The sequence below is a fragment of the Aureisphaera galaxeae genome, assembly GCF_028561275.1.
Taxonomy (GTDB): Bacteria; Bacteroidota; Bacteroidia; order Flavobacteriales; family Flavobacteriaceae; genus Aureisphaera; species Aureisphaera galaxeae.
The window spans coordinates 600674-613078 of sequence record NZ_JAQQTF010000006.1; the positions used below are offsets into that span (position 1 = coordinate 600674).

The following is a 12405-nucleotide window of genomic DNA, read 5'->3' on the forward strand; positions in this document are numbered from 1 at the left end:
GGAAAAACCCTCTTTCCTGCTTTTTTAACAAGACAATTAACTAACTCAACCTCTGACTACAACTATGGGTAAAACTGCCGAACTGGTTTGGAAAAATTGCTTGTCCTTTATTGAAGATAATATTTCGACACAAGCATACAAAACCTGGTTCGAACCCATTAAGGCAGTGAAGCTCACCGACAATGCCCTGAGCATACAAGTTCCGAGTAAATTTTTCTATGAGTGGCTGGAAGAGCATTATGTAAAGTTGCTCAAAGTAGCCCTTACCAAAGAATTGGGTGGTACGGCCAAATTGGTGTACATCATTAAGATGGAAAACACCTATGGCAACAAGCAGCCTTTCACGGAAAAAATTCCGAGTGCAAATCGCACGCAGGTAAAGTCGCAAGAGGTAGACGTTCCTGTTAAGAACAAAAGTCCGGAGCTGAAGAATCCATTTGTGATTCCAGGTATCCGAAATGTAAAGATAGAATCCCAACTTAATCCAAGTTATAACTTCGAGAATTTCTTGGAAGGGGAATCCAACCGCTTGGCACGCTCTGCTGGATTGGCTGTAGCAAACAAACCGGGGGGAACTTCCTTTAATCCACTTCTTATTTTTGGAGGTGTTGGTTTGGGTAAGACTCATTTGGCCCACGCCATAGGGGTAGACATAAAAGACAAGTACCCCGAAAAAACGGTACTTTATATTTCTGCGGAAAAATTTACGCAGCAATACATCGAAAGCGTTAAGAAAAACAATCGTAACGACTTCATCCACTTTTACCAGATCATCGATGTATTGATCGTGGACGATATCCAATTGCTTTCCGGAAAAGCGGGAACACAGGATGTCTTCTTCCACATCTTTAACCATTTGCACCAAAATGGAAAGCAGGTGATCCTTACGAGTGATAAAGCGCCTGTGGATATGATCGATATCGAACAGCGATTGCTTTCCCGTTTTAAATGGGGACTTTCTGCCGAACTCAACCATCCGGATTACGATACCCGTGTGGCGATCATCAAAAACAAGCTCTATCGTGACGGTGTTGAAATGCCAGAAGACATTATTGAGTTTTTGGCCAATAACATTAAAACCAACATCCGTGAATTGGAAGGTGCCATCATTTCCTTGATTGCGCATTCCTCTTTCAACAAAAGGGAAATCACCATCGATCTTGCCAAGAAGATTGTAGACAATTATGTGAAGCATACCAAGCGGGAAGTTTCCATAGACTACATCCAGAAAGTGGTGAGCGAATATTTCCAGATGGATGTAGAGACCCTACAATCGAAAACAAGAAAACGCCACATTGTACAAGCCCGTCAGTTGGCCATGTTCTTTGCGAAGAAATTCACCAAGGCCTCTTTGGCGTCCATTGGTTCGCAGATTGGACAAAGGGACCATGCTACGGTACTCCATGCCTGTAAAACGGTAGACAACCTCTCCAGTACCGACAAGCAATTCCGCAAATACGTGGAAGACCTAAACAAGAAACTAACACTATAACTATGTAATCCTGCCCTGGCGGGATTTTTTTATATCCTTATTTATGAAAACCCGTGTACTCATGGTCTGTCTTGGCAACATTTGCAGATCCCCATTGGCCGAAGGTATTCTGAAATCCAAAGTAGATCCCGATAAAGTTCAGGTGGACTCTGCCGGAACCGGTGGTTGGCATGTGGGTGAAAGACCCGACCCCAGAAGTATAGCCATTGCCCGAAAAATGGGATTGGATATAACCGACCAACGCGGGCGTAAATTTTCTACGTACGACTTCGAACAGTACGACCATATCTTCGTGATGGACAATTCCAATTATCGGGATGTCGTTAGATTGGCCAATGACGATAGTGACCGAGCAAAAGTGAAGATGATTTTAAACGAAATTTTTCCTGGAGAAAATGTAGATGTCCCCGACCCCTACTACGGTGGTGATCAGGGATTCGAGAATGTTTACAATATGCTCGACGAGGCTTGTGAGAAAATTGTGAGTTGGCTGTAATGAAAGGGTTGCTCTAATTTTCACTACTTTAGTGGAAAACTAAGTCCTATGAAAAAACAAACCCTATTTATGTTATGTGTACTCTTAAGTGGCCTTGTATATGCCCAGAGTATCAACGTGAGTCTTCAACCCTTTGCTACCGGATTAAGTTCCCCTGTAGATATTGCCCATGCAGGCGATGATCGCTTATTCGTGGTGGAGCAAGGAGGAAGAATTAAAATCGTACAAGACGATGGAACTGTAAACACTACTCCATTCTTGGATATTTCCAGTCAAGTTTCCAATGGAAGTGAGCAAGGATTGTTAGGTCTCGCATTTCACCCCGATTATGCTACCAACGGCTATTTCTTTGTAAGTTATACGGACAACAGTGGAGATTCTCAAGTTTCCCGTTTTTCGGTAAGTGGCGATCCCGATGTGGCAGATGGCGCTTCCGAATTGGAAATCATCGATTCCAATCAGCCTTTCCCGAATCACAACGGAGGTTCCCTAAATTTTGGACCTGACGGGATGCTTTACATTTCCTGGGGTGATGGAGGAAGTGGTGGTGACCCTGGAAACCGCGCTCAAAATACAACCCTTTTATTGGGTAAATTATTACGTATCGATATAGACAATACCGACCCAGGTCTTAACTACGCAATTCCTTCAGACAATCCTTTTGCAGGTAGTGCAACGGATGCTGAAGAAATCTGGGCCTACGGACTGAGAAATGCTTGGAAGTTTACTTTCGATAGTGACAATGGCGATATCTGGATTGGCGATGTAGGGCAGGAAAATGTAGAAGAAATTGACAGAGCTCCTTATACCGATGCAGGTCTTAACTACGGTTGGAGATGTTATGAAGGGAACGATCCTTTCAACACATCCAACTGTCCTCCAGATAATGAATTGACTTTCCCAATCGGAGTGTATTCTTCTAGCAACGCTACACCGCATTGTTCTATTACTGGAGGATATGTTTACCGCGGATCTGACTATCCTGACATGCAGGGCATCTATTTCTTTGCCGATGTGTGTAGTGGAATGATAGGAGGAATCGAAAATATTGGAGCTACCAATGACGTAGTAGACTACGGCACCTTTGGCGGATCTTGGGTTTCCTTCGGGGAAAACATGAACAACGAATTGTTCATTGCCAATATTTCTGGAAGCATTTCGCGTGTTACAGGAGAAACTGTATTGGGAGTAAACGACCTTAAAGCGTTGAACATTTCCATAGCTCCCAATCCAGTAACCAACCGTTTGTCTGTGATTTCTAACAACAATATTCCTTTCGAAATTACCATTCAAGATATGAAAGGTAGTATCTTGCATACAGAAAGACACACCGGACAAACCCCATTGAATCTAGACACCAGTTCCTTTGCTTCTGGACTATACCTCGCAAAAATCACTTCAGAACAGGGATCGGCGGTGCAGAAGATTGTGAAACAGTAATCCCCTATGGAGCAACCGATAGGAAACGTATATTTAATTCCTAATACCTTGGGCGATACTCCTCCGTTGGAAGTATTGCCCTTGTTGGTTAAAAAAGCGGTCGAAGAGATTGACCATTATATTGTAGAACATGAAAAGGACGCTAGGCGCTTCATTAAAAGCATCGTCCCTAGAAAGTCGCAACCCGACCTTCACTTTTCTATCATCAATAAGTTTACCGACCCTTCAGAAATACCTGATATGCTCAGTCCTTGTTTTGAAGGGTATGATGTGGGCATTATTAGCGATGCAGGTTGTCCGGGCATAGCAGACCCGGGTGCCCTTGTGGTAGCGCAGGCACATTCAAAAGGAGTGAAAGTGGTGCCCTTGGTAGGCCCTTCCTCCATTCTATTGGCCATGATGGCCAGTGGGTTCAATGGACAGAACTTCGCCTTCAACGGTTATTTGCCTATAGACAAACGCGAGCGACGGCAGGAAATAAAACGTTTGGAACGTCTTTCGGCAGAGGCCAATCAGTCGCAACTGTTTATTGAAACGCCTTATCGTAATAATCAGTTGTTGGAGAGTTTAACGAGCGTATTGCAACCACAAACGCAGCTGTGTGTGGCTTGCGATATTACTTTGCCTTCAGAATATATCTTGACACAATCTTCGGAAAGCTGGAAAAAAACAAAGGTGGACCTAAACAAAAGACCCACCTTATTTATCATACACAAAGGATAAGCTTATAGCACCTTCGCTTTTCTGTTCGGAACGATCAATGACGTATCGTATCCGGAAAATTTCTTTAAGTAGTACCGAATCGAAGTTCCGAAGGCGTCCTGAAAATTAACAGAACCTCCACTTCGCAGGTACTTTTTCACATTTCCTGCCCCTGCTAGGTGCGCAGCAGCAAGAATACCAGATTCGGTCACCTTCACTCCTCCTATGCTTCTTCCTACGTATCTTTTAATATCGCGTCTCAGGATCCACTTGTTTCGGGAAGCATAGGCCGTAAAAGCCTCTTCCTGCAAACGGGTATCCGTAAGGAAATCTTGGGTGTTGTAAATTCCGATCATCTTCAGGGTCGATTTACCAAACTGGTACTTCCCCATATAACCGAATTCATTAATGACACGATAACGTCCTTGGGATTCTTTAAAGCCAATGGCTTCTTTAAACCCTACATACGTTTTTCCTAAATACAATTGGAAGAAATCCTCAGCCTCTTCTTCAACGACCTCATCTTCATTGGGCACGTTGTAGCATACCGACTCCTCGGTAAAAATATAGTGGGAAAGATCCACTCCATTTTTAGAGGAAAATCCTGTCGAGACTAAAGAAACAACAAGAACGAATAAACCGATTTGTATAAAACTACGTTTCATTTCTGACAAAATTTCAAGTAGAAAATTCCTACTTTCATTTCAGCGTGCAAAAATACAACCTATTTCACGAATTTTCAGTGATTTTGGTCTTTCTTTGTTAAAACGTCAACAAAAATCGTTGAACCGATGGTTTCGTTAACAAATCTGTAACAAATGTAGTTTTAAAAGCTTATACGAATTAAAATGTGTTAAAAAAGTAGTTAACTAACTTATTAACAGCACCTTTTATTGCATTTCTTTCAAAAAAAGTGGAAAATTCTTACCGATTTACTCCTTGACTATTAATCCACCGAACGTACTCTTGGCGGTTGCGGTTATGCTGTGCCAAGCTCTTGGCGAACTTATGATAGCCGAAGTCCTTCACATTGGCCACCATGTACAAATAATCGTGCTTTTCGTAGTTAAGCACTGCATCGATAGAAGAAATATCGGGCATGGTAATAGGCCCGGGGGGTACACCCACATGTTTGTAGGTGTTGTATAATGACGGATTTTCCAAATCCTTGTAGAGTACTCTTTTAATCACCTGGTCGAAATCGCCTTCACTATGCTTTTTGGCAAAGATCACCGTAGGATCTGCCTGTAACATCATGCCTTTATTAATGCGATTCATATACAATCCAGCTACCCTAGGGCGTTCTTCTTCCTTAGCGGTCTCTTTTTGCACCACGGCCGCCAAAGACATCACCTGATCGCGTGTTAAACCAATGGACTTAGCTTTTTGGTTACGGGAAGCATTCCAAAACCGATTGTACTCCTCCAGCATCTTTTCGGTAAATCCGTCGGGCGACATATTCCAATACATTTCATAGGTATTGGGAATGTACATCCCAATGGCAGAAGCTTCTGTAAAACCGGATTCCTGCAAAAAGGAGGCGTCCTTCATGGCATTCAACAAGGAAAGACTATCAGCTTCTAATTGACGTGACAAATGCCCCGCTAAATTCTCAAGACGTTCCTGATTGTTGAATTTCACTTTAATAGGGGTATTGCCAATTCTAATCGCATTGACAATATCATTATTATTCATTCCCTTCTTAATAATGAAGTGCCCTGGCTTGATGTTGGCAGGGTACTTTTTGCGATTCGCAACTGCTTCAAACGAAACATCATTCTTCAATAGGGGACGTAACTCTGTCAATACATCGCTAAAGCTAGCACCCGTAGGAATGTATACATGGGCCTCTTCATTATTGAAGGCCGTATTGGACGTAAATACACTGGTATATACAAAATAGGCAAACCCAGCCATAAAAATAAGGCCTATGAATACCACTGCCCATATAACTCTTTTAAGATTTTTCTTCATATACTTTCTGATATAAAAGTTCATTCTTGTACACCCCGCCCGAAAGAATCCAATCCACCTTCGTGCCAGCTTTCTCAAAACCTAGTTTTTCGAACAGTCGAATGCTAGGGGTATTATCTTCGGTGATGTTGGCATACACTTGATGTACTTGTAAATGTTTTCGTGCGTAGTTGCAAAGGAGCTCCAAGGATTCGGTTGCGTACCCTCTCTGCCGATCGGAATCTGAAAAGATTACGATACCAACCCCTACCCTTCTGTGCTTGGGATCGAAGTCGAAGAAGTCGATAAGGCCTACTCCTTCCTCCCAACCAACAGGGCAAACAACCAAGCGCAATTGTTTCACCTCAAAAATATCCCTGTGGGCATTGTCCAAGTACTGTTTCAACACGTATTTGGAATATGGCGTTTGGGTATGGCTTACCTCCCAGATGGACTCATTGTTTTCCAATTCATACAACAATTCCAAATCGGTAGGCTCTAAAGCTCTTAGATATACATGTTCTCCCTGCAGTGCTTTCATTCCCAACTTCCTTTAAAAACTTGTTTGGCAGGTCCCTTCAACCAAATATTTTCGTAATGACCATTTTGCTTTTCAAATGAAACTTCCAAAGTACCCCCTGGAGTTTCAATGGTCACTGCCTCTCCCGCCTTTCCCCAGGCATGCATCGCAATGGCAACCGCCGTCACTCCCGTACCACAGGAAAGGGTCTCATCTTCCACTCCACGTTCGTAAGTCCTCACGGAAAAGGTATTTTTCGCCAAGGGCTCCACAAAATTCACATTGGCCCCGGCTTCTCCATATACGTCGTTACGAATGCTTCTTCCTTCAGAAAAGACATTGTAGTCCTTCAAGCCTTCCACTTGGGTCACATGATGGGGTGAACCGGTATCGAGAAAGATACTATCTTCTTTTTCGGTAAGCCCTTCCACATTGGTCATCTTCAGGGACACGATATCCCCTTCAATTGTGGCCTCATGCCATCCGTCGATAGCCGTAAAGGTGGCTTCGTCTTCAACAATACCCAAAAAACGGGCAAAATGTACGATACAGCGTCCTCCATTGCCACACATGGAACTTTCCCTTCCGTCGGCATTATAGTACACCATTTTGAAATGCGCCTCAGCGTCAGGCTCCAAAAGGATTAAACCATCGGCTCCTATGCCAAATTTTCGGTCACAGAGCAGCTTCACCAGATCGGTATTATTTTTGTTGAAATGTAAGTCCCTGTTGTCAATTAAGACAAAATCATTACCTGTTCCTTGATATTTGTAGAATGGGATCGCCATAGTAGGTGACAAAGTTAAAAAAACAAGGGACTTGAAGGCGGATAATTAAGGTGTTAAATACACGTTAATTATGAAACCCTTAGACAATAGGTAAGTCTTTAGATTGTTAATTTGAGTGTAATTTAATTGAATCTATCTATGACACAAACAGTTCGTTTATTTGCAGTGGCGTTGGCGGCAGGTGCCATCACGCTTGGAGGCTACAAACTCTTTGTTGAAGATACCCCCCAAATAGCGGTAACCCAGCAGGAAGCCACCCCATCATTCATTCCGACCACATTCAATACGGAAACGGGCAGCAATGAGCCCATTAATTTCACCGAAGCAGCCGAAAAAACGGTACATGCCGTAGTGCACGTTAAAAATACGACCATGAGCAAAGGTCCTACCAGTATGCGTGACTTTTTCTTTGGCGGTGGAAGTTCCCGTCCCTTGATTGGAACGGGAAGTGGAGTCATCATTTCTCCCGATGGATATATCATTACCAACAATCACGTGATCGAGAATTCGACCGAATTGGAGGTAACCCTTAACAACAATAAAAGCTTCGAGGCCGAATTGATTGGGACCGATCCCAAAACCGATATTGCCCTCATTAAAATAGAACCAGACGGAAGTCTACCCTTCGTACCCTTTGCCGATTCCAACAATGTAAAGATTGGAGAATGGGTATTGGCCGTAGGAAATCCGTTCAACCTAACCTCAACCGTTACAGCGGGAATCGTAAGTGCGAAAGCCCGTGATTTGAATGAATTCGATGCTCAGTCGCAGTCCTTCATCCAAACCGATGCGGCCGTAAACCGTGGAAACAGTGGAGGAGCTTTGGTAAACACCCAAGGACAATTGATCGGTATTAACACCGCAATTACTTCTGAAACGGGATCCTATGTTGGATACTCTTTTGCAGTACCTTCTAACACCGCTCGTAAGATCGTTGAGGATATAATGGAGTATGGAAACGTACAACGCGGTATTTTAGGCATTCAAGGCGGTGGATTGAATTCCGCCCGTGCCGAATACTATGGCATCGATGAAACCGAAGGTGTATATGTAGCAGCCATTGAAGAAGGCAGTGGTGCCGATAAAGGAGGTATCCAAGAAGGGGATGTAATTAAACAAATCGACGGTTATAAAATTGCCAAGTTCTCCGACCTTACAGGATACTTAGGTTCCAAGCGCCCTAACGATGTGGTAGATGTTACGGTATTGCGTGACGGAAGGCAACGCACCATTCCGGTGACTTTGATCAAGTTGGAAGTATACGAGATTGAAGAACTCGGAATTGAAATAAAGAATGCCAGCGAAAAAGAATTGAGACGCCGTGACCTCGAAGAAGGTGTGAAGATCAATCGAATCATTAGCGAAGACATGTCGCGTTATGACTTGGACGGCGCTATGATCATTAAAATAAATGACATCAAAGTTTCCAATATCGACGATGCGAAGCGCATCATGAGGAATCGCGATTACGACGATCCTATTAAGATGACCTTCGTGGATCGTGATGGAAAACTAAACTCGTTCATCTTCAGATAGACAGGTAGTTTTTCTTGAAGAGGTGGCCCGTTATAGTGTATTCTGTAACGGGTCATTATTTTTTGCCAATATGCTTCCCGAAAACGTTTTAGTTTTCTACTTTTGCAAAAAATTTAAAACCCTACTTTCTGAGCTATCAGGAAGCCCTAAAAAACAACATAACTATGAGTTTTGATGAAGTGTATGAAAAAGAGCTTTCTTTTCAGACCGACCGCCGCAAGGCCACTGTCGAGTTTATTAAAATCGTAAGTGACCTTTGGTACGACAAATCGATCGAGTTGGTGCTGTTCCGCAATCAACTGATTGACAGAAACGTGAGTGAAATCCTAAACCTTCATGAATACGCCGGGGAGTTTGTTCAGAAGCCGATTTCTATTTTCGATAGTGTTGAGATTGCACAAGCCATCAAAACCCTAGACTTCCCTCCTGCCAAGTTGGACATCGGGAAATTGACCTACGAATACCACTTGGAGGACAACCAATATCCAGATGCGGTTTCTTTTGTAAGCCATAAGCTAAAGGACGCTAACAACCACAAGAACATTCAGCCAAAAGACGTAGTGCTTTACGGATTTGGACGTATTGGTCGTCTATTGGCCCGTGAGTTGATGTCCCGTACTGGAAAAGGGAACCAAATGCGTTTGCGTGCCATCGTAACCCGCGGTGCCATTAACCAAACAATTTTGGAAAAGCGTGCTTCCTTATTGCAATATGATTCTGTTCACGGTGACTTCCCAGGAACTGTTGGTATCGATGTAGAGAACAACGCTTTGATCATCAATGGAACTACCGTACACATTATTTCTGCGAATCAGCCAGAAGATGTAGATTACACACAATATGGAATCGAAGATGCATTGGTCATCGATAACACCGGAGCCTTCCGTGATAAGGAAGCTTTAAGCCGTCACTTGGTAAAAGGAGCTTCTCAAGTGTTGTTAACGGCTCCTGGAAAAGGAGTACCGAATATCGTTCACGGAGTAAACCACTTGGAGAACGATCCTAAAGACATGAACATCTTCTCTGCTGCGTCTTGTACAACCAACGCGATAACGCCAGTATTGAAAGCCGTAGAAGACAGCTTAGGAGTGGTACAAGGACACTTAGAAACCATCCACGCCTATACCAACGACCAGAACTTGGTAGACAACATGCACAAGAAATACCGTCGTGGTCGTGCTGCTGCCTTGAACATGGTTATTACCGAAACCGGAGCTGGAAAAGCAGTAAGCAAGGCACTACCTTCTTTTGAAGGAAAGTTGACTTCAAACGCCATCCGTGTTCCTGTACCGAATGGTTCTTTGGCCATTTTGAAATTGGAATTGGAGAAACCAACCTCCAAAGACGGATTGAACTCCATCATGAAGAAATATGCCTTGGAAGGGGATTTGGTAGAGCAGATTAAGTACAGCTTAAACAACGAATTGGTATCCAGTGATATCGTTGGTTCTTCTGCCCCATCCATTTTCGACAGCAATGCGACCATCGTAACGGCAGACGGAAGAAACGCCGTGCTATACGTTTGGTATGATAATGAATATGGATACAGCCATCAGGTAATCCGCTTGGCGAAGTACATTAGTAACGTACGAAGGTACACGTATTACTAGAAATATATCAAGATACTTGAAAAGACCGCTGATAACTCAGCGGTTTTTTTTATCATTGAATTCATTTAAAAAATCATATGAAATACAAATTACTTTTTGCTCTCTTACTGGGAAGTTTGGGATTAGAGGCGCAGGACATAACCAGCGATCTGGTGTTACAACTCAACTTTAGCAACGAAATAACGGATATTACTGAAAATGTTACTCCTATCCCTTCAGGGCTTGAGACCTTTGTGGAAGATAGAGACGGCAATGCTGCCTGTGCAGTTAGTTTTTCGGGCAGTGCAAATGAATATATTATTATACCCGGAACGGCAGACAATGGTTTTGTACAAGGTGATGAGGTAACGGTAAGTTTATGGTTTAAAATGAACAATGTTGATCCAGCAAATTATGAGACACTATTCATAAAAGGAAATTCTACTACATCTGGATTTGAAATGGCACTTTTCGATTTAAATACCCCCGTTATCGGAGACATTACCAATGGATTGGGCATTTGGGATTATGACTGGAACTCAGATCCTGACCTGCCAACAGATATTACAAATTGGCATCATTTTGTCATGGTAATTAGCAATACTTCCGTAAAGCTATACAGGGACAATATATTGCGAAACACTTACGATTACACAGGCGATGGTTTCAATATTGGCACTAACATCTTAAACTACCAAATTGGGCGTTATTTTATTGGTGCTGTGGATGACATACGGGCGTATCGGAGGGCATTAACAGCAGACGAAGTTTCCTTGTTGTACAACCTCGACGGAAACTGTTCTACCCTATCTTCTGGGGATCCATTAAATGTAAACAACGTAGTAATTGTGGAACACGATGGTCTTGTTTCCCTTAAAAATCTGCCAAAAGAAAATGTCTTTGTTTCGGTTTATGAAATTACTGGAAAAGAAGTTTTCAGTTCCAATTCCATGAACACAGAAAATAACTCGATCGATTTTTCAAACCTCCAATCGGGCTTATATATATTGAGTATTAACAATCAAGGGAATACGTCCAGCTTTAAATTCATAATTCAATAATTGGGAAAATCCTTACAGGGCCTGAGACGTTATACATACTACTAGTAGTTCTATTCGGGCACCATTGTCTGGTCGAACACCGGTCCATATGTCAGGTCGAGCGCAGTCGTTTGTCTCCTCGAGCGCAGTCGAGAGGTTTATAAAGCTTTACTCTTTAATTGCTAGTTCTCGACTGCGCTCGAACCGACAGATTATTACATAAAAAACCCCATCCAGTTGGATGGGGTTTTTCATTTCTAGTGCTTATATCTTATTAGCCTACTTTACGTTCTAACGCCAAGTAGTGCGTGGTGCCATTATTGTGCAAGGGGAATATCTTTACCTCACACTCATAGGCTTCACTATCTTTCTTGTAATTCGTAATTACCTCCATAAAAGGCTTGTCCTTTTTCAACTGGGTTTTAATCCTCTCGCGAATTTCTGGAGAGGTCCCTTGTCCCTGTAAAAATTTAGGGGATTTATTAAGGGCAAAACTTTTAGGATACCCTGTCATGTTCGAAAAGCCATCATTCACCCAAATAATCTTTTGTTGATCATCCGTAATTACAATGGCTTCAAATTCGTGAGCCGTAAGAATCGCTTCCAAATCATTTTTCCATTGGTGCTTCTTGGCTAGGAATTCCACCGCCTTCATATCCGTTGCCTTTTTCGCTTTATGAAGTCTTCTGTAATGATGTTCACTGAAAATGTCCCAGCTCATAAGAGGCATGACCATAGCCTTAGAAGGCCCTATCTTATCCTTAACCTCTTCTTGTTCCTCCTTACTTAAAGTAGATAGATAAACGTCCAAACAGGCCATTTCAGAAAGATCGTATTTCATAGGGTAGC

At 42.7% G+C, this 12405-nt stretch carries 12 protein-coding genes; 7 read left to right on the forward strand and 5 right to left on the reverse strand.

Going from position 1 to position 12405, the window contains the following annotated elements:
• The first annotated feature begins 64 nt into the window (after positions 1-64).
• From dnaA to POV27_RS13070, 4 genes are read left to right on the forward strand one after another with little or no spacing between them, the layout of a single operon-like run.
• Entirely contained in the window at positions 65-1492 is a 1428-nt protein-coding gene (gene dnaA, locus POV27_RS13055) for a chromosomal replication initiator protein DnaA (RefSeq protein WP_272863218.1), read from the forward strand.
• A gap of 43 nt (positions 1493-1535) precedes the next feature.
• Positions 1536-1988 carry a low molecular weight protein-tyrosine-phosphatase gene (locus POV27_RS13060; protein WP_272863219.1) on the forward strand — a complete coding sequence of 151 codons (453 nt, stop codon included), beginning with the start codon at positions 1536-1538 and terminating at the stop codon, positions 1986-1988.
• Between the two features lie 48 nt (positions 1989-2036).
• Positions 2037-3428, forward strand: a complete 1392-nt coding sequence (locus POV27_RS13065; protein ID WP_272863220.1) for a PQQ-dependent sugar dehydrogenase — start codon at positions 2037-2039, stop codon at positions 3426-3428.
• A 6-nt stretch (positions 3429-3434) separates the two neighbouring features.
• A complete protein-coding gene (locus POV27_RS13070; RefSeq protein WP_272863221.1) occupies positions 3435-4151 on the forward strand; it encodes an SAM-dependent methyltransferase in 717 nt (238 codons plus the stop codon).
• 2 nt (positions 4152-4153) lie between these two features.
• On the opposite strand, the gene POV27_RS13075 is transcribed toward POV27_RS13070, so the two are convergent.
• The 4 genes from POV27_RS13075 to dapF form a co-directional block, all read right to left on the reverse strand.
• A complete protein-coding gene (locus POV27_RS13075; protein ID WP_272863222.1) occupies positions 4154-4795 on the reverse strand; it encodes a peptidoglycan-binding protein LysM in 642 nt (213 codons plus the stop codon).
• A 259-nt stretch (positions 4796-5054) separates the two neighbouring features.
• Positions 5055-6104 carry an endolytic transglycosylase MltG gene (mltG, locus tag POV27_RS13080; RefSeq protein ID WP_272863223.1) on the reverse strand — a complete coding sequence of 350 codons (1050 nt, stop codon included), beginning with the start codon at positions 6102-6104 and terminating at the stop codon, positions 5055-5057.
• Positions 6088-6624, reverse strand: a complete 537-nt coding sequence (locus POV27_RS13085; RefSeq protein ID WP_272863224.1) for a GNAT family N-acetyltransferase — start codon at positions 6622-6624, stop codon at positions 6088-6090. Before POV27_RS13085 ends, mltG begins: the two co-directional genes overlap by 17 nt.
• Positions 6621-7391 (reverse strand): diaminopimelate epimerase, encoded by a 771-nt coding sequence (dapF, locus tag POV27_RS13090; RefSeq protein WP_272863225.1) that lies wholly within the window; start codon positions 7389-7391, stop codon positions 6621-6623. The genes POV27_RS13085 and dapF overlap by 4 nt, the downstream gene beginning before the upstream one ends.
• 138 nt (positions 7392-7529) lie before the next feature.
• On the opposite strand from dapF, the gene POV27_RS13095 reads away from it, so the two are divergent.
• From POV27_RS13095 to POV27_RS13105, 3 genes are all read left to right on the forward strand, one after another.
• Positions 7530-8927: a S1C family serine protease gene (locus POV27_RS13095; RefSeq protein WP_272863226.1), complete on the forward strand. Its 1398-nt coding sequence runs from the start codon at positions 7530-7532 to the stop codon at positions 8925-8927.
• Positions 8928-9091: 164 nt separating this feature from the next.
• Positions 9092-10537, forward strand: a complete 1446-nt coding sequence (locus tag POV27_RS13100) for a glyceraldehyde-3-phosphate dehydrogenase (RefSeq protein WP_272863227.1) — start codon at positions 9092-9094, stop codon at positions 10535-10537.
• Positions 10538-10614: 77 nt separating this feature from the next.
• Positions 10615-11577 carry a T9SS type A sorting domain-containing protein gene (locus tag POV27_RS13105; RefSeq protein ID WP_272863228.1) on the forward strand — a complete coding sequence of 321 codons (963 nt, stop codon included), beginning with the start codon at positions 10615-10617 and terminating at the stop codon, positions 11575-11577.
• Between the two features lie 253 nt (positions 11578-11830).
• Here the strand turns inward: POV27_RS13105 and POV27_RS13110 are convergent, their stop codons facing one another.
• The gene (locus POV27_RS13110) at positions 11831-12397 is read right to left on the reverse strand and encodes a PAS domain-containing protein (RefSeq protein WP_272863229.1); all 567 of its coding nucleotides are present in this window, start codon (positions 12395-12397) and stop codon (positions 11831-11833) included.
• Positions 12398-12405: the final 8 nt, after the last annotated feature.